The 23,413-nt window shown below is 59.7% G+C and carries 21 protein-coding genes; 8 read left to right on the top strand and 13 right to left on the bottom strand.

The features are described from left to right. Positions 1-978, top strand: a complete 978-nt coding sequence (locus AB8B29_RS10150) for an SDR family oxidoreductase (RefSeq protein WP_113118510.1) — start codon at positions 1-3, stop codon at positions 976-978. Positions 979-987: 9 nt separating this feature from the next. On the opposite strand, the gene AB8B29_RS10145 is transcribed toward AB8B29_RS10150, so the two are convergent. The 6 genes from AB8B29_RS10145 to trxB all read right to left on the bottom strand — a co-directional run bounded on the left by AB8B29_RS10145 (position 988) and on the right by trxB (position 7,055). After that, the gene (locus AB8B29_RS10145; RefSeq protein ID WP_113118511.1) at positions 988-1,791 is read right to left on the bottom strand and encodes an aminoglycoside phosphotransferase family protein; all 804 of its coding nucleotides are present in this window, start codon (positions 1,789-1,791) and stop codon (positions 988-990) included. A gap of 187 nt (positions 1,792-1,978) precedes the next feature. Continuing rightward, a complete protein-coding gene (locus tag AB8B29_RS10140; RefSeq protein WP_047638637.1) occupies positions 1,979-3,091 on the bottom strand; it encodes an alkene reductase in 1,113 nt (370 codons plus the stop codon). Between the two features lie 41 nt (positions 3,092-3,132). Then, positions 3,133-4,299 (bottom strand): MFS transporter, encoded by a 1,167-nt coding sequence (locus tag AB8B29_RS10135; protein WP_113118512.1) that lies wholly within the window; start codon positions 4,297-4,299, stop codon positions 3,133-3,135. Positions 4,300-4,301: 2 nt separating this feature from the next. Beyond that, positions 4,302-4,595 (bottom strand): ArsR/SmtB family transcription factor, encoded by a 294-nt coding sequence (locus AB8B29_RS10130; RefSeq protein ID WP_037194631.1) that lies wholly within the window; start codon positions 4,593-4,595, stop codon positions 4,302-4,304. 565 nt (positions 4,596-5,160) lie between these two features. Then, the gene (locus tag AB8B29_RS10125) at positions 5,161-6,057 is read right to left on the bottom strand and encodes a LysR family transcriptional regulator VtlR (protein WP_004116399.1); all 897 of its coding nucleotides are present in this window, start codon (positions 6,055-6,057) and stop codon (positions 5,161-5,163) included. A 23-nt stretch (positions 6,058-6,080) separates the two neighbouring features. Further along, positions 6,081-7,055 (bottom strand): thioredoxin-disulfide reductase, encoded by a 975-nt coding sequence (trxB, locus tag AB8B29_RS10120; RefSeq protein ID WP_037194627.1) that lies wholly within the window; start codon positions 7,053-7,055, stop codon positions 6,081-6,083. Between the two features lie 238 nt (positions 7,056-7,293). Here trxB and AB8B29_RS10115 point away from each other — a divergent pair, with 238 nt between their 5' ends. The 3 genes from AB8B29_RS10115 (at position 7,294) to AB8B29_RS10105 (ending at position 9,710) form a co-directional block, all read left to right on the top strand. Continuing rightward, entirely contained in the window at positions 7,294-7,761 is a 468-nt protein-coding gene (locus AB8B29_RS10115; protein ID WP_037194623.1) for an Lrp/AsnC family transcriptional regulator, read from the top strand. 5 nt (positions 7,762-7,766) lie between these two features. Continuing rightward, positions 7,767-8,675 (top strand): glycosyl transferase, encoded by a 909-nt coding sequence (locus tag AB8B29_RS10110; protein ID WP_037194621.1) that lies wholly within the window; start codon positions 7,767-7,769, stop codon positions 8,673-8,675. A 120-nt stretch (positions 8,676-8,795) separates the two neighbouring features. After that, positions 8,796-9,710, top strand: a complete 915-nt coding sequence (locus AB8B29_RS10105; RefSeq protein WP_113118945.1) for a glycosyltransferase family 92 protein — start codon at positions 8,796-8,798, stop codon at positions 9,708-9,710. 9 nt (positions 9,711-9,719) lie between these two features. On the opposite strand, the gene AB8B29_RS10100 is transcribed toward AB8B29_RS10105, so the two are convergent. The 6 genes from AB8B29_RS10100 to AB8B29_RS10075 form a co-directional block, all read right to left on the bottom strand. Next, a complete protein-coding gene (locus AB8B29_RS10100) occupies positions 9,720-10,799 on the bottom strand; it encodes a glycosyltransferase family 4 protein (protein ID WP_113118946.1) in 1,080 nt (359 codons plus the stop codon). Between the two features lie 8 nt (positions 10,800-10,807). Further along, positions 10,808-11,284 carry a transcription elongation factor GreA gene (gene greA, locus AB8B29_RS10095; protein ID WP_034504116.1) on the bottom strand — a complete coding sequence of 159 codons (477 nt, stop codon included), beginning with the start codon at positions 11,282-11,284 and terminating at the stop codon, positions 10,808-10,810. A gap of 298 nt (positions 11,285-11,582) precedes the next feature. Then, on the bottom strand, positions 11,583-15,068 hold the full coding sequence (gene carB, locus AB8B29_RS10090; protein WP_113118947.1) for a carbamoyl-phosphate synthase large subunit: 3,486 nt from the start codon (positions 15,066-15,068) through the stop codon (positions 11,583-11,585). A gap of 207 nt (positions 15,069-15,275) precedes the next feature. Next, a complete protein-coding gene (locus tag AB8B29_RS10085) occupies positions 15,276-16,445 on the bottom strand; it encodes a glutathionylspermidine synthase family protein (RefSeq protein ID WP_037194610.1) in 1,170 nt (389 codons plus the stop codon). An 11-nt stretch (positions 16,446-16,456) separates the two neighbouring features. After that, entirely contained in the window at positions 16,457-17,032 is a 576-nt protein-coding gene (locus tag AB8B29_RS10080; RefSeq protein WP_162740611.1) for a DUF1190 domain-containing protein, read from the bottom strand. 366 nt (positions 17,033-17,398) lie between these two features. Beyond that, positions 17,399-18,223, bottom strand: coding sequence for a LytTR family transcriptional regulator DNA-binding domain-containing protein (locus AB8B29_RS10075; protein ID WP_113118949.1), 825 nt, complete (start codon positions 18,221-18,223; stop codon positions 17,399-17,401). A gap of 85 nt (positions 18,224-18,308) precedes the next feature. Here AB8B29_RS10075 and AB8B29_RS10070 point away from each other — a divergent pair, with 85 nt between their 5' ends. Together AB8B29_RS10070 and ypfJ are read left to right on the top strand one after the other, a co-directional pair. Beyond that, positions 18,309-18,800 carry a DUF2306 domain-containing protein gene (locus AB8B29_RS10070; protein ID WP_113118950.1) on the top strand — a complete coding sequence of 164 codons (492 nt, stop codon included), beginning with the start codon at positions 18,309-18,311 and terminating at the stop codon, positions 18,798-18,800. Positions 18,801-18,894: 94 nt separating this feature from the next. Further along, positions 18,895-19,806, top strand: coding sequence for a KPN_02809 family neutral zinc metallopeptidase (gene ypfJ, locus AB8B29_RS10065; protein WP_037194604.1), 912 nt, complete (start codon positions 18,895-18,897; stop codon positions 19,804-19,806). Between the two features lie 53 nt (positions 19,807-19,859). Here ypfJ and AB8B29_RS10060 read toward each other — a convergent pair whose 3' ends face one another. After that, complete coding sequence (locus tag AB8B29_RS10060) at positions 19,860-20,852, bottom strand: aldo/keto reductase (protein ID WP_113118951.1); 993 nt, start codon at positions 20,850-20,852, stop codon at positions 19,860-19,862. A gap of 125 nt (positions 20,853-20,977) precedes the next feature. On the opposite strand from AB8B29_RS10060, the gene AB8B29_RS10055 reads away from it, so the two are divergent. Both AB8B29_RS10055 and AB8B29_RS10050 read left to right on the top strand, forming a co-directional pair. After that, positions 20,978-21,901, top strand: a complete 924-nt coding sequence (locus AB8B29_RS10055; RefSeq protein WP_037194599.1) for a LysR family transcriptional regulator — start codon at positions 20,978-20,980, stop codon at positions 21,899-21,901. Positions 21,902-22,051: 150 nt separating this feature from the next. Further along, positions 22,052-23,308: a TCR/Tet family MFS transporter gene (locus AB8B29_RS10050; RefSeq protein WP_037194597.1), complete on the top strand. Its 1,257-nt coding sequence runs from the start codon at positions 22,052-22,054 to the stop codon at positions 23,306-23,308. The last annotated feature ends 105 nt before the right edge of the window (positions 23,309-23,413 follow it).

The raw sequence follows: 23,413 nt of genomic DNA, 5'->3' as shown, positions 1-23,413 counted from the left end.
ATGAGCAACCAAACAGACAATACGAAAACCGCTTTGATACTCGGCGCTACCGGCGGCATCGGCGGCGCCGTTGCCGAGGGGCTCGCCGCGCGCGGCTGGCGCATCCGCGCGCTGAACCGCGACGCGCCAGAGGCGGCTCGCCGTCAGCCGCGCTTCGACTGGATCCAGGGTGACGCCATGCGAGCTGAGGATGTCTTGAAGGCTGCGGCGGGAGCCGATGTCATCGTGCATGCCGTCAACCCACCCGGCTATCGCAACTGGGGACAGCTCGTATTACCGATGCTTGATAACACCATCGCGGCCGCAAAGGCTGTCGGCGCGCGGATCGTGCTGCCGGGCACGGTCTATAATTTCGGCCCGGATGTCTTTCCCAATGTCACCGAGGATAGTGCGCAGCGCCCGAAAACCCGCAAGGGCGCCATCCGCGTGCAGATGGAGCGGCGCCTGAGGGCGGCTGCGGAGGAGGGCGGTACGCCGGTCATCATTGTTCGTGCGGGAGATTTCTTTGGCGGAACCCGAGCCAACAGCTGGTTTTCACAGGCGATGGTGACGCCCGGCAAACCGATCCGTTCCGTAACCTATCCAGGCAAGTCCGGTATCGGGCATCAATGGGCTTACCTGCCCGATGTCGCCGAGACGATGATCCGCCTGATCGAGAAGGGCGACGAGCTGCCTGTCTTTGCTGTCTATCACATGCGCGGCCATTGGGATGGCGATGGCAGGCAGATGGTCGATGCCGTGGGGCGCGTGCTCGGGCATCCGGTGAAGGTCAAGGCGTTTCCCTGGTGGCTGGTGCCGCTGGCTGCTCCCTTCCTGCCGTTCATGCGGGAGCTGCGTGAAATGAGCTATCTGTGGGACGTGCCGTTGCAGATGAGAAATGACAAGCTGCTGACCGCGCTCGGCGAAGAGCCGCACACGCCGATCGATGAGGCCGTGAAGACGAGCCTTGCAGCAATCGGTTGCTTGCCGGCGGCATGAAGCCGGCCGTCAGGCGTTGAGCTCGGCAAAGGCAATACCGGCGACCGTGAAATCCGAATCCGCGTTCTTCGTGTCGCCGTCACTCAAGAACCAGGCGGCCGAAAGTCCCGCATAGGCGATGATCCATCGCAGCTGCCGTTTCGGCTCGAGGCCTGCCTCGGCGCAAACGATCGGCAACTGCCGTTGCAAGCGGCCCGGTTTGGTGACGGTCGGCAGCTCCGGATTGCAGAAGATATTGGCGAAGTCGAAACCGCGCTCGCCGTAGACCCGCTTGGGATCGATGGCGAGCCAGCCACGGGAACCGAAATCCAGAATATTCTCGTGGTGGATATCGCCGTGCAATATGGTCTGGTCGCGTTGATCCGCCAGAAGGCGTGCGGCCACCTCGGCGCAGGCGGTGAGCATGCCGCCATGAATGCGCGCTGCCGGTTCGAGCTCCCGGAACCAGCGATCCAGAGGTACGAGATCCGACGGAAGCGGCTTTGCCCTCGGCGCGTGCAGTCTTGCCGCCGTGCGACACATGATCCGGCTCGCCTCGTCGTCTTCGCCCTGTATCGCCATGGTGAGCAGCGAGCCTGGCCCGATCGCCCGCTCCATAAGCGCAGCACTGTCATCATACTCGTAGACGAAGGCCGTGCCGTCACCGTCCCACCAGCGCAGCACGCGATTGCCGAACTTCTCGTCGACATCCAGCGCGATCTTGAGCATGGCAGGCTTGTCCCGCCAGAGGACCGGCAACAGATGGCTCGAATGGGTAATGATGGGATCGCCGTCCGGCGTCAGCGACCAACGGTCGATATAGGGATCAAACATGTATCGGCTTTGCTATACCTGCGCATTATGCTTTTGAAGCGTGTATGCCTGTTTAGCTCGGTTGTGCCGTGCCTGTTTTCAAGCTTAGAAATGGAAAAACCCTCGCAACGTTTCGTCGCGAGGGTGCTTTGTTGGTATCGAATTAAATCCGAGATGCGTGCTTGCGCGTGAAAGCGCCGCTTGCGGCTCAGGCGGCCTCATCGAGCGTCGGATAGTCGGCATAGCCCTTTGCACCGCCGCCATAGAGCGTCGCCTGGTCCCACGGTGTCAGCGCAGCATCTTCCTTCAGGCGGTGGACAAGATCCGGATTGGAGATGAACGGCTTGCCGAAAGCGACGACATCGGCCTTGCCGCTGTCGACGGCCTCGATCGCCATCTCGCGGGTATAGGCATTGTTGACCATCCAGCCAGCCTTGCCGCCTGCGGCCTTATAGGCTGCATGCAGGGCGTCGTAGTCGAAGGACAGGAAGTCGCGCTTGCCGCCGGTCTGGCCTTCGACGACATGGATGTAGGCGAGGCCATACTTTGCCAGGCCCTCGACCACATAGGTGAACAGCTGCTGCGGAGCGGGATCGCTCGCATCACCGGACGCGGTTACCGGCGAGATGCGGATCGCCGTGCGGCCGGCACCGATTTCCCTGGTAATGGCATCGACGACTTCGAAGAGGAAGCGGCCGCGATTTTCGATCGAGCCGCCATACTGATCGGTGCGATCGTTGACATTGCCGCGCAGGAACTGGTCGATCAGATAGCCGTTCGCGGCGTGGATCTCGACGCCATCGAAACCGGCATCGATGGCGGCGCGGGCAGCCTTGCGATAATCCTCGACAATGCCTGATATTTCCGAGGTTTCGAGCGCACGCGGCTCGGAGACATCGGCAAAGCTGCCGGTGCCGTCGCTGTTGACCAGATAGGTCTTCGAGGTTTCAGCGCGCTTGGAGGTGGAGGAGACCGGCTTGGCGCCGTTCGGCTGAAGGGTTGTGTGGGAGATGCGGCCGACATGCCACATCTGCACGACGATCTTGCCGCCATTGGCATGCACTGCGTCCGTCACCTTCTTCCAACCGTCGAGCGCTTCCTTGGTGTAGAGGCCCGGCACATTGGCGTAGCCCTGACCCTGATGGGTGATTGCGGTCGCTTCAGTGATGATCAACCCGGCGGAGGCGCGCTGAGCATAGTACTTGACGTTGAGTTCGTTCGGCACGGCATTCGGGGAACGATTGCGCGTGAGAGGTGCCATGACGATGCGGTTGGCAAGGGAGATATCGCCAAGTTTCGTCGGTTCGAACAATTTGGTCATGGGTCGTCCTTTCTTATGAGGGGGCGGGAGAGGGAGAGTTGTCAGGACGAGGCGAGGGCCTCGCCCTTGGGGCGGGCGGCTGCGAAGGTCAACAAGACGGTGATGAGGCCGAGGACCGCCATGGCCGAGCCGGCGAGCGGCACCTGCGAGAGCGAAAAGCCTTGGTCGATGACCACGCCGCCGACCCAGGCGCCGAGCGCGTTGCCGGTGTTGAAGGCGCCGATATTGATGGTCGAAACAAGGTTCGGCGCGTCCTTTCCGAAGGAGACGACGCTGATCTGCAGCGCAGGCACGGCGGCAAAGGCTGCCGCCGCCCACAGGAACAGCGTGAGCTCAGCGCCGATGAAGGAATGAATGGTGATGCTGAAGATCGCCGATGTCACCGCGATCGCGATGAAGACGCCGGCAAGCGTCGTGCCGAGGCGCCAGTCGGCGAGCTTGCCGCCGATCAAATTGCCGATCGTCAGGCCGACGCCGATCGACAACAGCGTCCAGGTGACGGTTTTCGGCGAGACGCCGGTGACGTCGCGCAGCATCGGGGCGATATAGGTGAAGAGCGCGAACATGGCTGCCGAGAAGAACACGGTCGTCAGCAATGACAGCCAGAGGCCGGTGCCGCGCAGTGCCGAGATCTCGCGTCCGAGGTTGCCCTGACGTACTTCTTCGCCCTTCGGCAGTACGGCGATAAGGCCGATGATCGAGGCGACGCCAAGAAGAGAGACGATCCAGAACGGCGCACGCCAGCCAAAGGCCTGGCCGAAAGCCGTGCCGAGGGGGACGCCGAGCACGTTGGCAAGCGTCAGGCCGGTGAACATCAGCGCGACGGCGCGAGCCTTGCGATCATCCGCAACCAGGCTTGCCGCGACCACCGAGCCGATGCCGAAGAAGGCACCGTGGCAAAGCGCGGTAACGACCCGGGCGATCATCAGCACCCAATAGCCCGGGGCTATGGCGCAAAGGAGATTGCCGAGAATGAAGAAGCCCATCAGCATGATCAGGGCCGACCGCCGCCGCAGATGGGCGGTCGAGACCGCCATGATCGGCGCGCCGATGGCGACTGCCAGCGCATAGCCGGTGACGAGCCAACCGGCTTGCGGAATGGTGACGGACAGGTCCGAGGCCACTTCGGGCAACAGCCCCATGATGACAAACTCGGTCGTGCCAATGGCGAAGGAGCTGAGCGCGAGAACGAGGAGCGCAAGCGGCATATTCAAAGTTCCTTCTGCAGGGAGTCGAGGAATTCCGCGATGGTCTCCTCGTTACGCTTGTAGAAAATCCACTGGCCCAGCCGTCGCGTGGTCACCAGGCCGGCGCGGTGCAGCGTGCTCAGATGGGCCGACACGGTGGATTGCGACAGGCCGCAGCGCTCGAACTGGCTGGCGCAGACACCCAGTTCCAGCGGATGCTCCTGCGTCGGGAAATGAGTATGCGGATCCTTGAGGTGGTTGAGGATTTCAAGCCTGGCCGGATGGGCCAAAGCCTTGAGTATCTCGCTTTTGTCCATGGTGTTCACCGCATTAATATCGAATAATGACGATATATGTATCGATGGTTTTCGATATATCAAGACCGACGCGGGATATTATTTTCCGCATAGCAACAAGGACGACTGCTCAGAAAATGGGCAAAAAAAGAGGGCCACCGGAGTAAACCAGGGCCCTATAGGTATGAAGGTCAAAAACCTCCAGAGGGGAACAGCCAATGCGGTGGAACTGGGAGGAAAAGCCACCGTGTGCATCAGCTGTGTGCGTTATGATGCTAATTTGTGCAGTGCGCAATGCTTTTTTGTGCATGGCAGTTATGCGTTTGCAGGGTCGGCGCCAAAAAGGCAAAAAAAAGGGCCACCGGAGTAAACCAGGGCCCTATAGGTATGAAGGTCAAAAACCTCCAGAGGGGAACAGCCAATGCGGTGGAACTGGGAGGAAAAGCCACCGTGTGCATCAGCTATGTGCGATATGGTAGTTAAATGGGCAGGCTTCAACTCTATTTTGTGCATATCAGCTATGCATCATACGCGCGGCTGATATATTAGTCTCAAAAAGAGTTTGTTATCAGTAGTTTACCCTTATCTAGAAATTCCAGTTCCGGGCCTTGGCGACGATAAAATCTCGGAAAACCTTGAGCTTAGCCGCATTTTTCATCTCGTCAGGATAGCAGAAATACGTATCGAAGGACGGGACATCCGCATTGATCGCAAGTTGAATCAGGCCTGGATCCCGGCCGACGATGTAGTCGGGCAGCACGGCGATGCCGATGCCGAGCAGGCAGGCGCGCTTGATCGAGGTCTGGCTGTTGATCTGCAGATGCGGTATGCGCTTGTTGTCGGAAGAGCGTCCGGCGATCTCCAGCCAGTTGACGTCGAGCAGGTAATTCGGTGCCGGCTCTCCGAAGCTGATGATGCGATGCTCGTCCAGATCCTCGACCGATTGCGGCTCGCCGTGGCGATTGATGTAGGAGGGGGCCGCATAGACGTGCATATGCACGGTGAAGAGCTTGCGCTGGATCAGGTCCGACTGCTGTGGCTGCCGCAGGCGGATGGCGCAATCCGCATGGCGCATGTTCACGTCCAGCTCCTCGTTGTCGAGGATGAGCTGGATCTGCATATCCGGATAGAGCTGCAGGAATTCCTGGATCTTGTCAGTCAGCCAGCCCTGGCCAAGGCCGACCGTCGTCGTCACGCGCAGCTTGCCGCTCGGCTTGTCGGTCGTTTCGGTCAGTTGCATCTTGACCGTCTCGAGCTTCAGCAGAACATCATGTGCGGTGCGGTAGAGCAACTCTCCCTGTTCGGTCAGAATGAGGCCGCGCGCATGGCGATGGAAGAGCTTGATGCCGACATCCTGCTCCAGCGCGCTGACCTGCCGACTGATGGCGGATTGGGACAGATGCAGTTTATCCGCCGCATGCGTGAACGATCCCGCTTCGGCAGCCGCGTGAAAAATACGCAGCTTGTCCCAGTCCAATGGCATGCCGCTTCCCCTCATCGGCTGCCTCACTCCGCAGCCACGGCGACGGGCATATGCCCAGTCAAGTAACGTTCCGCCTCAAGCGCGGCCATGCAGCCCATCCCCGCTGCGGTGATCGCCTGTCGGAACGTATCGTCGGTCACGTCGCCGGCGGCATAGATGCCTTCGAGGCTGGTCGCCGTCGAATCCGGTGCGGTCCAGAGGTAGCCATTGTCCTTGAGCTTCAATTTGCCCTTGAAAAGCTCGGTCGCCGGCGCATGGCCGATGGCGACGAAAATGCCGTCGATCGCCACATCGGTGACGGCACCGGTGCGCGTATCGCGCAGGCGTGCGCCTGAAACCGATGGCGGCATCGGCGGCTTGGCCGGCGTGCCCGTGATTTCAGCGACTTCGGTGTTCCAGAGAACCTTCACGTTCGGCTTGGCGAACAGGCGTTCCTGCAGGATCTTTTCGGCGCGGAAGGAATCGCGGCGGTGTACCAAGGTCACCGACTTGGTGATGTTGGAAAGATAGAGCGCTTCCTCGACGGCGCTGTTGCCGCCACCGACCACGATCACGTCCTTGTTGCGATAGAAGAAGCCGTCGCAGGTGGCGCAGGCGGAAACGCCGAAGCCCTGGAAGTGCTGTTCGCTCTCGATGCCGAGCCACTTCGCCTTGGCGCCGGTCGCGATGATGAGTGTGTCGGCGGTCCAGACCTGGCCGCTGTCGGTGCGGGCGAGGAAAGGACGCTGATTGGTGTCGACCTCGGTCACGAGGTCATTGACGATCTCGGCGCCGACATGCTGGGCCTGCTGCAGCATCTGCTCCATCAGCCAGGGTCCCTGGATCGGGTCGGCAAAGCCCGGATAGTTTTCGACATCGGTCGTGATCATCAGCTGGCCGCCCTGTTCCAGGCCGGCAATCAGGACCGGCTGCAGCATTGCGCGCGCAGCATAGACAGCGGCGGTATAGCCGGCTGGGCCGGAGCCGATGATGAGCACCTTCGTGTGGCGGGCAGGCATAGTCAGTCCTTTCAATTTCAGCGCTTGGGAAACCGCGGCTTCAAACGGGAAAAGCAGGCGATTTCACGATCCGCCGGTCCATTTATGATTGCCGCATGCATTTATTCAAGGGCAGCCTTGCATTACTAACAGAGCAAATCTGCTTTGTGTAAGAATCGGTTACGCCAGAGAAACTTTCTTGCGAATTTTCCTGCCTTATATAGAAGCTGGCGAAGGGGAATTAAAGAAAGGCCATAAAGTGCTTCGCGCTGAACTCGATGCCATCGATATCAAGATCCTGCGGGAGCTTCAGCGGGACGGGCGGATGACGAATGTCGAGCTGGCCGATCGAGTCGGCATTTCCGCGCCGCCCTGTCTGCGCCGGGTGCGCAAGCTGGAGGAAGCCGGCATCATCGAAGGCTATCATGCCATGCTGAACAGCCCGAAGCTCGGCTTCGATCTCGTTGCCTTCTGCATGGTCGGTCTCAAGCATCAATCCGAGGCCAATCTCAAGGCCTTTGCCGGCGCTACCGCGGAATGGCCGCTGGTGCGGCAGGCGTGGATGGTTTCCGGCGACAGCGATTTCCTGCTGCATTGCGTCGCGGAAAACCTCACCAGGTTCCAGGATTTCGTTATCGAGGTTCTGACGGCGAATGAGCACGTCGATACGGTGCGTACGATGCTGACCATTCGGCAGGTCAAGAAGCTTGGGTTGGTGGAGCTTTAGGACGGATGGCGGATCGCCCGTGGCACCGATCGCTCATCAAGTCCGGCGTGCGCCTCGTGCTGGGCGGTTCGCTGGCTCACGTGCAGGATTGGTTTCCCGGGCTTAGCATCGTTCGCAGCCAAAATGTGAGCGAAGTGCTCTATCGTGGCTCCAGGGTCGCCGTCCTCGCCGGTCCGGATCAGCTGCGTGAGCGCTCCGGCGAGCAGATCTATATTGTCGGCTCGGGGCCATCGATTCGCGATTGTGATCTAAGCGGACTGGAATCCGGTAGCGCCATTCTGCTGAACGGCGCCATCGGGCTCATCGGCGACCGGATCGCCGAGCCGCTCGCCATAGCGATCGAGGACGAGCGCTTCGTCTGGCGGCATATCGAAATGATGCGGAAGAAGATCGCGCCCGGCTCGCTTTGCTTGTTCTCCATTGCCGTACTGCGTGCGCTTTGCGAGAGCGACAAAGGCTGGCTGGCGGACAAGACGATCATTCTGATCGATAACATTTACAAACCCTATGGCACACGGCGCCGCACCCTCGACGACATCAGGCAGCTCCAATATGTGCGTCTGGATGCAACCGGTTCAGCCGGTTTCTCGCTCTCACCGGATCGCGGCGTTTTCCTTGGCGGCTCGGTCGCGGTGTCTGCGCTGCAATTTGCCTTGTATTGCACGCCAAAGACGATCGGCTTTCTGGGTATCGATATTTCCAATGCGAGCGAACCTCGCTTTTATGAGACCGGCCGCGACACTGCTTTCTCAGGCATAGCACGGGCCGAAGATCGTATTGTCGAGCATCTCGTATTCGCCCGGCAAATCGCTGGGGAACGCGGTGTTTCGTTCATCAATTATTCGCCTGTTTCGGCGCTGCTGAAGTATGATTTCGGTTATGACGACAGGTTTGCTGCAAGGCCGAACACCTGAATCTGCCTTGAGACGCTGAAATCCCTTTGGTCGTTCCGCCAGGACTGTTCAGCTCGGGGCTTGCCAATGCAAGCCGTTGATTGCTAGCAACGCATCGTTCCGTTGCAGAGAAAGAGGCTGATGCGCTGGCTGAAACCCAAGGGCTCCGATGCCAAGAAACTGACCATCGATCCGCCCGAGCCACGGGCAGGGCGCCATGGTGTTGCGATTGCCGCATGCGTCAAGAACGAGGTGCGCTATATCGAGGAATGGGTGCGCTTCCATCGGGCCGTCGGCATTCGCCACTTCTACATCTATGATAACGGCTCCACGGACGACACCTGCGCGCTCCTTCGCAGCCTCCTGAATGAGGACACGCTAACGATTATCCCCTGGGCCGGGCGGATGCGCGATACGGCGACATCAACGATTCTGAACGGCCAGGTCATCGTCTTCGCGCACGCCATCCTCAATTTCGGCTGTTATTACCGCTGGATGGCTTTCATCGATGTCGATGAGTTCCTGTTGCCGAAACAGGCGCGCACGGTCGAACAGGCGTTGGAGGCCGTCGGCGATTTTCCGAATGTTTCGCTGCCATGGCACATGTTCGCCACCAGCGGCCATGAGGCGCCTCCTGACGGGCCCTTGACGCTGAACTACACGCAGCGTGGCGCCGATCCGATGACGCGTAAGGAAAATGTCAGCAATTTCAAATGCATCGTCGATCCATGTGAAGTGACTGAGGTCAGCGTTCACCAGTTCCAGACGCGAGCTTACGGGGATCTGACGGCCAACGATGCCGGCCAGCGCTTCACGCGGCGGGCGCGGAAGTCGCCCGAGTTCTATTCGAACCGGTTCCTGCAGCTCAATCATTACTATACGAAATCTGGACAGGAGCTGATGGAGAAGCTTGGGCGGGGATGGGCTTACGACAGCAGCGCGACGAAATACCGGGACAAGGTTCTGTCCATTGTCAAAAGCATCGAGGAAGATATGGTGGAAGATCGTTCGATGATCGACTTCATTGAACGTTATCATATCGATCTCAGCCGCTAGCCTGCCCGTTCAATCGTTGGCGATGAGCAGCCGTCGATAGACATCGCCAATGGCAGTCGCTTCCTTTTCCAGCGCGAATTCGCTGCGCACGTGACGCACGGCGTTTTCGCCCTGACGAAGCGTCTCCTCCGGATTGGCAAGATAGAAGTCGATAGCCCTGGTCAGCGCTTCACCATCGCCGGCGGGGACGACGGCACCGGTTTCGCCCGGAACGATCAGCTCCGCATAGGCGCCGGCATCCGAGGCGACAACCACGGTGCGGGACGCCATGGCTTCGAGCGGTGTCAAGCCGAAACCCTCGTTGCGGGAAGGGGCGACGTAGAGGGTCGCTCGGCGATACCAGGGCTTGATATCGTCGACTTCGCCCAGAAAACGGATGCGATCGGCAAGGCCTGCGTCGGTTACCAGCTTCCCCAATTCATCGCCGAAGCCGCGATGTTCGGCAGTCACCCGGCCGCAGATGACGGCGGTCCAATCCGGATAGCGCGGCAGAAGCTCGATCATCGCCTTGACGAAGAGATCGGTACCTTTCTGATGGCGGACGCGGCCGAAGCAGCCGATGAGATAGGTGCCGGGCAGGCCCGTGGCGGCCATGCGGTCGTCAGGAGTTTCCGGTGGATGAAAGCGATTGAGATCGATGCCGTGCTGGATAACTGTGTGCGGCACATGCAGGAAACTGCCGGAGCGGGTGCTGGTGGCGATGACAGCGTCCATGCGGCGGATGAGCCAGCGCGTATAGCCGGTATGGCGGCGCTGGGCCGCCGAGGTGAACACCAGCTTCAACGGCATGCGCAGAACGGAGCGCAGCAGCAGGCCGACCAGCATCTCGTTGTTGCGGCGGGCATGCCAGACACGCACGCGATGCCGGCGCGGCTTGGTCCAGAGGCCGAAAAGCCGGATCCAGCCGAGCTTGGGCAGATCCGCCGGCAGACCGGGGCCGAGCGTTGCGATGTGATAGCCTAGCTCGATCTGCTTGGGGATCAGCTGCACGATCGTGGAGGTAACGCCGGAGAGTCGGCGTTTGAAATTCGTCGCGACGATCTCGATCTCGCGGAGATCGCTCGCATGCGTTGAATCGCGATCGCGCACGGGGCTGATTAGCCCCAGGTGACGGAGAGGATTCCGTAAGCCTTGGCGCCGCCGGGTGCATTGACCTCGATGGAATCGCCGACTTCCTTGCCGATCAGGGCGCGGGCGATCGGCGAGGATATGGAAATGCGGCCGGCCTTCACGTCGGCTTCCTGGTCGCCGACGATCTGATAGATCTTCTCTTCCTCGGTGTCCTCGTCGACGAGCTTCACCTTGGCGCCGAACTTGATCTTCGAGCCGGACATCTTGGAGAGGTCGATGACTTCGGCGCGTGCCGTCAGGTCTTCAAGCTCGCCGATGCGGCCTTCATTGTGGCTCTGTGCTTCCTTGGCGGCATGGTACTCGGCATTTTCGGAGAGGTCGCCATGGGCGCGCGCTTCCGCAATTGCCTCGATGATTCTCGGGCGCTCTTCCTGCTGACGCCAGCGCAGTTCTTCCTGCAGCTTGACGAACCCGTTCTGTGTCATCGGTACCTTTTCAACCATTTGCCTTGTCCTTCACTCCCTGCGCTGCTCTTCCGCACACACAAAAGAAAACAGGTTCCGAAGCGGTACTTCGGAACCATGTAGAGCCAATATTTTGTCATCTATAGCAGATTGCGACAGCCGATTTCCAGAAAATTCGATGACTTATGGGAGGCTACTCCACGTCTTCGCATGCCAAGGCCGGGTGCCCGGAAATCGGCCATGAGGCTTCTTCACCGATCATCGCGATGGCCATTCCGCGCCGCGACGAATGTGATCCGGCTATTGTATCCGCATTCGTCGTGACGGAAATTCGTCCTTAGAAATAGCTCTGCAGCGGCCGCACTTCGAGGTTCCCGGCCTTCAGGGCCTTGATCGCCATGGCGGCGGCTTCGGCGCCGGCCATGGTGGTGTAGTAGGGCACCTTCTGCATCAATGTCGCCCGGCGAAGCGATTTCGAATCCGAGATCGCTTTGTTGCTGTCGGTCGTATTGATGACGAGCTGGACCTGACGGTTGCGGATGGCGTCCTCGATATGCGGGCGGCCTTCCAGCACCTTGTTGATCTTGGTTGCTTCAATGCCATTCTCGGCGAGGAAGCGCTGGGTTCCGCCGGTTGCGAGCACCTTGAAGCCCTGTTCCGTCAGCATGCGGATGGCCGGCAGGACGCGCGGCTTGTCGTCGTCGCGGACCGAGACGAAGACTGTCCCGTCGCGCGGCAATTCGACGCCGGCGCCGAGCTGGGACTTGGCGAAGGCCAGAGCAAAATCGGTATCCAGGCCGATGACTTCGCCGGTCGAGCGCATTTCCGGTCCGAGCAGGATGTCGACGCCGGGGAAGCGCGCGAAGGGGAAGACGGCTTCCTTGACGGCGATGTGCTTCAGCTTGCGCGGATCGGGCTTTTCGCCATAGGCGGCAAACACCGCATCCAGCTTTTCGCCGGCCATGACGCGGGCGGCGATCTTGGCGATCGGCGCACCGATGGTCTTGGCGACGAAAGGCACCGTGCGCGAGGCGCGTGGGTTGACTTCGAGCACGTAGACCGTGCCGTCCTTGATGGCGAACTGGACATTCATCAGACCGCCGACATTCAGCGCCTTGGCCATGGCCTTCGCTTGGCGTTCCAATTCGTCGATCATGGCAGGCGACAGCGTGCGTGGCGGCAGCGAGCAGGCCGAGTCACCGGAGTGGATGCCGGCTTCCTCGATATGCTCCATGATGCCGGCGACGTAGACGTCGGTGCCGTCGGACAGGCAGTCGACGTCGACTTCGATGGCGTTGGCAAGATAGCTGTCGAACAGGAGCGGGTTCTTGCCGAGCAGCGTGTTGATCTGGCCGGTCTTGTCGTTCGGATAGCGCTGCTTAATGTCTTCCGGCACCAGTTCTGGGACCGTGTCGAGAAGATAGGTTTGCAGCATGCCTTCCGAATGAATGATCTGCATGGCGCGGCCGCCGAGAACGTAGGATGGGCGCACGACCAGCGGGAAGCCGATTTCCGACGCGACGAGGCGGGCCTGCTCGACCGAATAGGCGATGCCGTTGTTTGGTTGGTTGAGATCGAGCTTCATCAGCAGCTTCTGGAAGCGGTCGCGGTCTTCGGCAAGATCGATGGCGTCAGGCGCCGTGCCGAGGATCGGAATGCCGTTCTTTTCGAGCGCTTCTGCGAGCTTCAGTGGGGTCTGGCCGCCGAACTGGACGATGACGCCGACAACTTCGCCATTTTCCTGCTCCGCCTTCAGGATTTCGATCACGTCTTCGGCCGTCAGCGGCTCGAAATAGAGACGATCCGAGGTGTCGTAGTCGGTCGAGACCGTTTCCGGATTGCAGTTGATCATGATCGCTTCATAGCCGGCATCCTTCAGGGCGAAGGCGGCGTGGCAGCAGCAATAGTCGAACTCGATGCCCTGGCCGATACGGTTCGGGCCGCCGCCGAGGATGACGACCTTCTTGCGGTCGGAGACCTGTGCTTCCGAGCGAGCGGTACCGACGAAAGGCGTCTCATAGGTCGAATACATGTAAGCAGTGGGCGACGCGAACTCGGCGGCGCAGGTATCGATGCGCTTGAAGACCGGGCGCACGTTCAGCTTGTTGCGAAGCTCCGCCACTTCCTTCGGCCGCTTGCCGGTCAGCGTTGCGAGACGCGCGTCCGAGAAGCCCATCGCCTTCAGCATGCGCAGATTGGTCGCATCTTCCGGCATGCCATGCTCGCGGATGCGGGCTTCCATGTCGACGATGCTTTTGAACTGCGCGATGAACCAGGGGTCGATCTTGCAGCCTTCGTGCACTTCTTCCGGCGTCAGGCCGAGGCGCAGCGCCTGAGCAACCATGCGCAGACGGTCCGGTGTCGGCGTGCCGATGGCGGCGCGGATGGCGTTGCGGTTTCCTTCACCCTCTTCGGTGCCGGGGATTTCGATCTCGTCAAGGCCGGTCAGGCCGGTTTCGAGGCCGCGCAGCGCCTTCTGCAGCGATTCGGCAAAGGTGCGGCCGATCGCCATGACTTCGCCGACCGACTTCATCGCTGTGGTCAGAACCGGCGAGGCGCCTGGGAACTTCTCGAAGGCAAAACGCGGGATCTTGGTGACGACATAGTCGATCGAGGGCTCGAAGGATGCCGGGGTTGCACCGCCGGTAATGTCGTTTTCCAGTTCGTCGAGCGTATAGCCGATGGCCAGCTTGGCTGCGATCTTGGCGATCGGGAAGCCGGTCGCCTTCGATGCGAGGGCGGAAGAGCGCGACACGCGCGGGTTCATTTCGATGACGACGAGGCGCCCGTCCTTCGGATTGACCGCGAACTGCACGTTCGAGCCGCCGGTTTCGACGCCGATCTCGCGCAGCACCGCGATCGAGGCGTTGCGCATGATCTGATATTCTTTGTCCGTCAGCGTCAGCGCCGGAGCAACCGTGATCGAATCGCCGGTGTGGACGCCCATGGGATCGATGTTTTCGATCGAGCAGATGATGATGCAGTTGTCCGCCGTGTCGCGGACCACTTCCATCTCGAATTCCTTCCAGCCGAGCACTGATTCTTCGACCAGCACTTCGGTGGTCGGCGAGGCATCAAGGCCACCGCCGACGATTTCGAAGAATTCCGAGCGGTTATAGGCAATGCCGCCGCCGGTGCCGCCCAACGTGAACGAAGGACGGATGATGGCGGGCAGGCCGACATGGTCGATCGCCTGGGCGGCGATTGCCATGGCATGGCTCATGTAACGCTGCTTGCGGTCGCTTTCGCCGAGGTTCCACTGGTTTTCCAGTTTGTCGAGCGCCTTGTCGAGCTCGGCACCGGAAAGCTGTGCCTTCAGCTTAGTGCGCTCGGCTTCATGCGTCTTGCGGTCGGTATCCTTGATGTCGGTGGCGTTCGCCAGCATCGATCGCGGCGTTTCGAGACCGATGCGGGCCATGGCTTCGCGGAAGAGGGCGCGGTCTTCGGCCATGTCGATCGCGGCCGGCTTGGCGCCGATCATCTCGACATTGTAACGGTCGAGCACGCCCATGCGCTTCAGCGACAGCGCTGTGTTGAGCGCGGTCTGGCCGCCCATGGTCGGCAGCAGGGCGTCCGGGCGCTCCTTGGCGATGATCTTGGCGACGACTTCCGGCGTGATCGGCTCGACATATGTGGCATCCGCCAAGCCCGGGTCGGTCATGATCGTCGCGGGATTGGAGTTGACGAGGATGACGCGGTAGCCTTCCTCCTTCAGCGCCTTGCAGGCCTGTGTGCCGGAATAGTCGAATTCGCAAGCTTGGCCGATAACAATCGGTCCTGCGCCGATGATGAGGATCGATTTGATATCTTGGCGCTTCGGCATGGGCTCACATCCGTTTTTTTGTTGCGCGAAAAACCGGCCAGGGTGGGAGATCACCGGCCGGGGGCGCATGGCATGTCTTTTCAGGCTAGAAGCGGCTTATAGGCAAATGTATTTGCAAACGGAACCCCATAAATCGCGGAATCGACAGGAATTCGGCATGTGCTCCTCAAGGAGCGGTGAATTAGCGGGAGGTTCCGCTCATCATCACTAGTCCTCTATATAATGAGGGACGAAGCGCGAGGTATCGCGCGTGATGGGCGTATCGTCCTCGCGAATACCGATACCCGCCGGTTGGCCTGCGACGATCCAGGATCCGATCACGGTCCAATCGTCTCCGAAGCGGGGAAGCAAATGCAGTGCCTGCCTTATATATCCCTCTTCTCCGTAGGGGCCTTCGACGTGATACAAACCGCCACCAGCTTCGTAGTTGACGAGCGTCACATTCGCGCCTTCGCGGGATAGCAACGGTTTACGGACATAGCGGTCCCCAAGATGGCTGCTGCGCAGATCGTCCTCGAAATAGGCGGGCAGCAGATTTTCGTGGCCGGGGAACATTTCCCACAGCACGGGCAGTAGCCCCTTGTTGGACAGCGTCAGTTTCCAAAGCGGCTCGACTATTCGCGTCGGTGTCAACGGCAGATGGCGACCGAAAGGCTCGCGTACCATGTCTTCCAGCGGATAAAGCTTGAATATGCAGTCGATGCGCTCGTCTTGAAGATCAATTAGCCAATGTTTGTCGTCGACGCCGATATCGGGCATGGCGATCAGCTTTGTCTTGCAGCCAGCCTGTGCAGCGCAATCGACAAGATAGTTCAACGTCACGAGGTCTTCCTCGGATTCCAACATGCCGGCGAAGTGCATGCGCTGCGACGGTCCAGCAAGGACGCGTATCGCGTCGATCAGACGTTCATGCACGGAATTGAACTGGTCGGCTGAGGACGGAAGTTCGCCGCGTTGCTTCATGTCTTCCAGCCAGCGCCATTGGAAGACTGCGCTTTCGAACAGGCTGGTCGGCGTGTCCGCATTGAATTCGAGCAGCTTTGCCGGATCGTTTCCATCGTAAGAGAGGTCGAATCGGCCGTAGAGATCATGTTCGCGATTGCGCCAGGAGCGTAATATTGCATCGTGGTAGGCGGGCGGAATGGCCATGCGGTGCATCAACTCACCGTCCGAGGCAATTTTCTCGACGGCAGCGTAACACATTTCCAGCAATTTGGCGGAAGGATCCTCCAGCCTCGTCTCTACTTCCTCAAGGGTAAAAGCATAGGCGTGCCGTTCGTCCCAATAGCGTTGGCCATACATGGAATGAATGGTGAAGCCACAAGCCTCGGCGTCGGCCTTCCAATCCGGTCTCTCGTTCATGACGACGCGTTTCATCCGCTCACCCGTTAACCCGAAAGATGGAAGCCGCGAAAGCCCCAGCCGCCACGCTCTACCATGCCGGCCGAGCGCGTCGAACGTTCGGAAGACGACCCCCAGAAACTATGGCCGCCACCGCCGCCACCCGAAGATGACGATTGTATATCGTCGTCCTTTTTCTTTGCCGCATAGTTTGTCTTTCCAAGCAGCATGCCGTTTGCGAGGCTGCGACCGGTCGCCGTTCGAAAGTCGCTGCTTCCACGCGGCTGGTAGAGCGCTTTGGTGCCAAGCGTTCCAGCAGCACTGCCGACGAGATAGCCGGCCAGCAATGGAATGAAGTGGCCCGTACCTGCCTGATGGGCGCCGGTTGTTGGTTGGCACTTGTCGGCACCATAATCCTTCTCGCAGTTCGCCATCGTCTCGTAGGCGGGCGCATTCTGCTTGCGCTCAGTTTCGGCTGCGGCAAACTGGGATCGACATTCGTCGGCAGAAAAGGCTTCGCTCGCGATGCAGGCGTCGGCGTCCTTGTATATTTGTGCGGTATCTTCCTTTTGGCCACAGCCCGTCAACGCTGCTGTTCCCATTAGCAGCAGAGACACACTCATCGATCGCTTCATTAGACCCTCGGCGCCTTCGCGTTCATACCCGGATATTCCGGAGGTTGCCCGCACAAGTCTATCAGCCGCCACACACGCAGGTGCGGTTGTCTACATGTGCAAAGATTGCAACGTAAAGAATATGGGCGAGGGAATAATTAGGTGTAAATCGGCCATATTTAAAGAACGTAGACGTGCGTTCTTTTGATTTTTTTGACCAAAGGTTGCGACCTCAAAAAGAGGTCTTTCCAATTTTCCTAAGTTTTGGTGACCCCCATATATCCGGGAGAAGGCGGGACTCATTTATCTCTGGGCCCACGGGGGTTACCAGGAGATAGACTATGGATTGGCGGAGCGTCGGCAATCCGACAATTGCTAGCCAAAACGGTGCCGAACTGCATCGGCATAAGGGCGGCTCACGGGCATTTCCATGCCGTCGCGCGTCACGATGAAAAGTTTGCCGTTGTCGCGTTTCAAACCGGCGACATGGTCGGCGGCAATCCAATGGGATCGATGCAGGCGCATGCCCTCGGTATCGCCGATTTCCCTCAGCGCATCGCCGAAGCGCAGCAGGACGAGCTCGCGGCCGCGGCTGGTGACAACCTCGGTATAGTGATCCCTCACGGCAAGCCGTATGAGCGCTCCCCGATTTTCCGGTTTCAGGCGCGACAGGATCGGTGCCTGCGAGGGCAGGTCGCGAATCTCCGATGTCTTTATAGAGGTGGTTGCCGGCTTGTTGTTGCTTGGTCCCTCGGCGACCACCGCGATTTGCCGATGCATGGTCAGGTAGCTCAAAAAGCAAAAGAGCAGGCAAAGCGGTATCGAAGTCAGCGATTGGCGCAGGCTGCCTGCCACGGTGGGCACAGTGCCGAAGAATGCCAGATCGATCAGCCCGATGCCGAAGCCGATCGGAAGTGCTGCAATGATCGAGCCCGTCATCATCCGGGCAAACATGCTGGCCACCCGTTTGCGCAGGAGGATTTCGGCGATGACGGAGAAGACGATGGCTATCGACCAGGCCATGGCATGAAGGGCTAGCCAATAGCCGAGCCGAGTGCCCGGCATCAGCCGTGCGAATGTGTCGTAGGGACCGGTCAGGGCAAAGATCAGGACGACCGTGACGAAGGTTGCCCAGAATCGCGGCGAACGCTGGAAGACTTGCAATTCACGAAGCGTGGATTGCAGAAAGGTGTGATCCACGAAATTTTCCCGTTCTTTCGCGCAATTTCAATTGAGAGAACAACAATATCGCGGAAAGGCTCGACAAACTCAACCGGATCCCGCCATGACCTTCGAGCCGCTTCTTCATGCTTCGATCGCAATCCAGATTCACGTTGCGGCAGTCATCCCGGCCGCCGTGCTCGGCGCCTATCTTCTGCTGAAGCCAAAGGGGACTTCGAGGCATCGATTGCTCGGCAGGATATGGCTGAGCCTCATGCTGGTCACGGCGCTATCGAGCTTCTTCATTCACCAGATCAACATGGTCTATGGCTTCAGCCCCATTCATCTACTCTCCCTATTGGTTCTCTTTGGCTGTTGGGGAGCGATCGCCAATGCTCGCAATCACAATATTGGGGCGCATAAGCGCATCGTCAGAAGCCTCTACTTCGGCGGCATCGTCGGTGCGGGGGCGTTTACGTTCCTTCCGGGCCGTATCATGAACATGATAGCCTTCGGCGGCGACGAAATTGTGCCGCTCGTCGTCGTCGCAGCTATTGCGATCGTTCTTCTATGGCTGCTGTCGAAAGAAATATGGCGTCGCCGAGGTTTAACTTGACGTTCTGTCGCTCGCCAACTGGTGTTGCCCGTCTTCCTGGATATATAAGTGCTTTAAGGGACATTGGCTTAAGGCATCGCCAGGAGGTGCAATCATGGATTGGAAGGGGCGTCGGCAATCCGACAATATCGAGGATGAACGCGGTTCATCGCCCATGGGCGGTGGCGGCGGCGGCTTCCGCTTCCCCGGCGGCGGGATAGGCGGCGGCGGTTTGAGCCTGCGCACCATCATCGTTCTGGTGGTGATCTTCCTCGTGCTGAGAGCCATGGGCGTCGATGTCATGGGCCTGCTGCAGCAGAGTGGCGTGCTGGGCGGCGGCTCGGGATATCAGCAGAGCACATCAACCGGGAATAGTGGTCGGCCCGCCAATGACGAGATGAAGCAATTCGTCGCGACTGTTCTTGCCGATACAGAGGATACCTGGACCGGCATTTTCAAATCGATGGGCCAGACCTATACCGATCCGAAGCTCGTGCTGTTCTCTGGCAGCTTCCCTTCGGCTTGTGGACAGGCTTCGGCCGCGACCGGGCCCTTCTACTGCCCGAGCGATCAGAAGGTCTATCTCGACATGGCCTTCTTCCAGCAGATGAAGGATCAGTTTGGTGCATCCGGCGATTTCGCTCAGGCCTATGTCATTGCGCATGAGGTCGGCCATCATGTTCAGGATCTGCTCGGCATCCTGCCGAAGTTCAACCAGGCCCGCCGGACCATGAACGAGGTGGATGCCAACAAGATGTCGGTGCGCATCGAGTTGCAGGCCGATTGCTTTGCCGGCATCTGGGGCAAGTTCACACAGCAGAAGGGCATCTTGCAGGCAGGCGACCTTGAGGAGGCGCTGAACGCCGCCCAGCAGATCGGCGACGACACGCTGCAAAAGCGCACGCAGGGCTATGTCGTTCCGGATAGCTTCAACCACGGTACTTCCGCGCAGCGCATGAAGTGGTTCAAGCAGGGCTTCGATTCCGGCAAGCTCAGTGATTGCGATACGCTGAACAATCCCGTTTGATCTCCTTCGCCCGCTCTCCGGCAGGGAGCGGGCGAAGTGCCAATTCCCTTTCCTTATTTCTCGCTATCCAGATGCGTCAATTGCGCTTCCGGATAGCGCCCGCCCGCGGCGGCGTCCTTTGGCACGGCGCGTTCGATCGCCGCCATATCGGCTTGCGACAACTCCACCGAGAGCGCGCCTAAAGCTTCAGTCAGGCGATCGCGGCGGCGGGCGCCGACAACCGGCACGATGTCCTGGCCTCGGGCCGCGACCCAGGCGATGGCGACCTGAGCGACGCTGGCATCCTTGGCTTCGGCGATCCCTCGCAATGCTTCCACCAATTCCAGGTTCTTTTCGACATTTCCGGCCTGGAAGCGCGGGCTCATGAAGCGGAAATCGCCTTTCTGGGCGTTGTCCTTCTGCCAATGGCCGCTGATGAGGCCACGCGAGAGGACGCCATAGGCCGTGATGCCGATACCGAGTTCGCGGCAGGTCGGCAGGATACTGTCCTCGATGCCGCGCGAGATCAGCGAATATTCGATCTGGAGGTCGACGATCGGATGCACGGCGGCGGCGCGGCGGATGGTCTCCGCACCGACCTCGGACAGGCCGATATGCCTGATGTAGCCGGCCTTGATGAGATCGGCCATGGCACCGACCTGCTCCTCGATCGGCACGTTCGGATCAAGACGCGCCGGGCGGTAGATGTCGATGTGGTCGACTCCGAGACGTTGCAGCGAATAAGCGACGAAATTCCTGATCGCGGCCGGTCGGGCATCATAGCCGAGCCAGCCGCCGGCCGGATCGCGCAATGCACCGAATTTCACGCTGAGCAGGAAATCGTCCCGCTTCAGCCCCTTGATGGCCTCGCCGATCAGCATTTCATTGTGGCCCATGCCGTAGAAGTCGCCGGTATCCAGCAGGTTTATGCCGGCATCGAGAGCGGCATGGATTGTCGCGATGCTCTCGGCGCGGTCGGACGGCCCGTACATGCCGGACATGCCCATGCAGCCGAGGCCGAGGGCGGATACCTGGGGGCCTGTCTTGCCCAATTGGTGGTTTTGCATTGCAGTTCTCCTTCGGTCGGAAGCGCGCTCTCATCTCCAGAGCCATCTACGCAGCTTGTTTTACTCGATCGGTCTTTGTGCGATAATCCGTGTAAATCGAAACGGGCTGTTTGGAATTTCGCACAATGGATGACTTACCGCTGGCCGATCTTGTCGCCTTCACCGCTGTTGCCCGCGAGCGTAGCTTTCGCGTGGCCGCGCGCAAGCGCGCTGTTTCCGCCTCATCACTGAGCGAGGCGATCCGGCGGCTGGAGGAGCGGCTTGGCGTGCGCCTGCTGAACCGTACCACGCGTAGCGTGACGCCGACCGAAGCGGGTGAGCGGCTGATGGAGCGGCTGACCCCCGCGATGAGTGAGATCGCCGTTGCGCTCGACGACATCAATAGCTTTCGCGACCGTGTGGGCGGGACTTTGCGGCTGAATGTGCCGACAGTCGCTGCCATGGTGGTGATGCCTGATATCGTCAATCGCTTTTTGAAGAACTATCCGGGGATATCGGTCGAAATCGTTGCCGAAGACAGCTTCATCGATGTGCTCGCGGCCGGGTTTGACGCCGGCATTCGGTATGACGAGAGGTTGGAAAAGGATATGATCGCCGTGCCCATCGGGCCACGGCAGCAATCTTATGTGACCGCCGCGGCGCCCGCCTACCTGGCGGCAAACGGTACACCGCGCCACCCGCGCGATATACTCGAGCATCGCTGCATCGGTCATCGGTTCCTCAGCCGCTCCAACGCTCCCTGGGATTTTGAAAAGGATGGCGAAACGATCGTCATTTCGCCTTCAATGGTGATTGCCACGAATTCGATCGATATCGAACGCAGTGCCGCGGTTGCCGGTCTCGGCATCATCAGGACGTTTCGGGAATTCCTCGCGCCGCAGCTTGCGACAGGCGAGCTGGTACCCATTCTCGAAGAATGGGAAACGGCCTTTTCCGGTCCGTTTCTCTATTATGCGAGCCGCCGCCATATGCCGGGTCCGCTCCGGGCCTTCGTCGACTTCCTTAATATCGAGCAGCGACGGACCCGGGAAAAACAAGTGTCATTATAGCCCGCAGATCAAAAAAAGCGGTCGATAAATCGATAAGATTGAAGCGTTCACGGATTGTTTCCGCCAAAATCTTTAGGTATGGGGAACACTCCGGTTTTTCGTTCACGTTCTGTCTCTTCATGGAGGCGGGGCCGCCAAAAGGCAAACTCCATGATCGATCAGAAATTCGCGCGGCGCGGCCTGTTCCTCGTCTTCCTTATCCTCTTCCTCGATGTCATGGGCATTGCGATCATCATGCCCGTGATGCCGAAATACCTGGAAGAGTTGACGGGTGCCGCAGTCAGCGAAGCTGCCACCGAAGGCGGCTGGCTGCTGCTGGCCTATGCCGCGATGCAGTTCCTGTTCTCGCCGCTGATCGGCAATTTGAGCGATCGGTTCGGACGCCGTCCACTCCTGCTCGCCTCGGTGCTGACATTCGCGATCGACAATTTCATCTGCGCGATCGCGGGTACCTACTGGATGCTGTTCGTCGGCCGTATCCTCGCCGGTATCAGTGGTGCGAGCTTCTCGACCTGCTCGGCCTATATCGCCGACATCAGCAATGACGAGAACCGTGCGAAGAATTTCGGCCTGATCGGCATGGCCTTCGGTGTCGGCTTCGTGCTCGGTCCGGTCATCGGCGGTTTTCTGGGCGAATTCGGTCCGCGGGTGCCGTTCTATGGAGCGGCTGCCCTCGCATTCCTGAATTTCGTCGGAGCCTATTTCCTCCTGCCGGAAACATTGGACGCCAGGCATCGCCGGCCGTTCGAGATCTGGCGGGCCAATCCATTCGGCGCGCTCAGGCAGATACGACGCTATCAGGGCATCGGCTGGGTCTGCGTCGTCATGTTCCTGAACTGGCTGGCGCATGGCGTCTATCCGGCCGTCTGGTCCTTCGTCACCTCCTATCGCTATGATTGGAGCGAGGGGCAGATCGGCTTTTCCCTTGGGGTTTATGGTATCGGCGCGGCCCTCGTCATAGGGCTTGTCCTGCCTCGGCTGGTGCCCATGCTCGGGGAGTGGAAGACCGCATTGCTCGGGCTGGCGTTTTCCTGCCTCGGCCTGATGGGCTATGCTTTCGCGTGGCAAGGCTGGATGGTCTATGGGGTCGTCGTCGCAACGGTCATCGAAAACGTCGCCGATGCGCCCTTACGTTCCATCGCCGCGAGCAAGGTTCCGCCTTCGGCGCAGGGTGAGCTGCAAGGCGCGCTCGGCAGCCTGACGAGTATCACCGCGATCATCGGGCCTCTGCTGTTCCCGTATCTGTTCCGCTATTATACCGCGCCGACGGCGCCCGTGACCTTTGCCGGAGCACCATTCGTCATGGGTGCCATTCTGGTCGCGACAGCGCTCATTGTGCTTCTTACCAAGGTTCGCAAAGATCAGCCGAAGGCGGCCGTGCAATCGCAAGCCGGAGAGGCGGCCTAAAAATTCATCAGATATTTTGATGGTATGATGAATTCTTTAGCATCGTTACCTTGTTGGCTGGCTTTTCCGCCTAAGTTGCGGTATTGCGACAGGCTCGCGCACCCA

The sequence above is a fragment of the Rhizobium sp. 11_C7_N12_5 genome, assembly GCF_051811145.1.
GTDB classification, from domain to species: Bacteria; Pseudomonadota; Alphaproteobacteria; order Rhizobiales; family Rhizobiaceae; genus Rhizobium; species Rhizobium lusitanum.
Note: the sequence above shows the minus strand (reverse complement) of the source record. Positions and strands in the feature narration are given on the sequence as shown.

Bases quoted from the DNA above. Each gene is read 5' to 3' on its own strand.
- AB8B29_RS10050 (WP_037194597.1), top strand. From the start codon at position 22,052: ATGATCGATCAGAAATTCGCGCGGCGCGGCCTGTTCCTCGTCTTCCTT.
- AB8B29_RS10105 (WP_113118945.1), top strand. From the start codon at position 8,796: ATGCGCTGGCTGAAACCCAAGGGCTCCGATGCCAAGAAACTGACCATC.
- AB8B29_RS10150 (WP_113118510.1), top strand. From the start codon at position 1: ATGAGCAACCAAACAGACAATACGAAAACCGCTTTGATACTCGGCGCT.
- AB8B29_RS10130 (WP_037194631.1), bottom strand. From the start codon at position 4,595: ATGGACAAAAGCGAGATACTCAAGGCTTTGGCCCATCCGGCCAGGCTT.
- AB8B29_RS10080 (WP_162740611.1), bottom strand. From the start codon at position 17,032: ATGAGTGTGTCTCTGCTGCTAATGGGAACAGCAGCGTTGACGGGCTGT.
- AB8B29_RS10110 (WP_037194621.1), top strand. From the start codon at position 7,767: ATGGCGGATCGCCCGTGGCACCGATCGCTCATCAAGTCCGGCGTGCGC.
- AB8B29_RS10055 (WP_037194599.1), top strand. From the start codon at position 20,978: ATGGATGACTTACCGCTGGCCGATCTTGTCGCCTTCACCGCTGTTGCC.
- AB8B29_RS10070 (WP_113118950.1), top strand. From the start codon at position 18,309: ATGACCTTCGAGCCGCTTCTTCATGCTTCGATCGCAATCCAGATTCAC.
- AB8B29_RS10085 (WP_037194610.1), bottom strand. From the start codon at position 16,445: ATGAAACGCGTCGTCATGAACGAGAGACCGGATTGGAAGGCCGACGCC.
- AB8B29_RS10145 (WP_113118511.1), bottom strand. From the start codon at position 1,791: ATGTTTGATCCCTATATCGACCGTTGGTCGCTGACGCCGGACGGCGAT.
- AB8B29_RS10060 (WP_113118951.1), bottom strand. From the start codon at position 20,852: ATGCAAAACCACCAATTGGGCAAGACAGGCCCCCAGGTATCCGCCCTC.
- AB8B29_RS10135 (WP_113118512.1), bottom strand. From the start codon at position 4,299: ATGCCGCTTGCGCTCCTCGTTCTCGCGCTCAGCTCCTTCGCCATTGGC.
- AB8B29_RS10125 (WP_004116399.1), bottom strand. From the start codon at position 6,057: ATGCCATTGGACTGGGACAAGCTGCGTATTTTTCACGCGGCTGCCGAA.
- greA (WP_034504116.1), bottom strand. From the start codon at position 11,284: ATGGTTGAAAAGGTACCGATGACACAGAACGGGTTCGTCAAGCTGCAG.
- trxB (WP_037194627.1), bottom strand. From the start codon at position 7,055: ATGCCTGCCCGCCACACGAAGGTGCTCATCATCGGCTCCGGCCCAGCC.
- carB (WP_113118947.1), bottom strand. From the start codon at position 15,068: ATGCCGAAGCGCCAAGATATCAAATCGATCCTCATCATCGGCGCAGGA.
- AB8B29_RS10140 (WP_047638637.1), bottom strand. From the start codon at position 3,091: ATGACCAAATTGTTCGAACCGACGAAACTTGGCGATATCTCCCTTGCC.
- ypfJ (WP_037194604.1), top strand. From the start codon at position 18,895: ATGGATTGGAAGGGGCGTCGGCAATCCGACAATATCGAGGATGAACGC.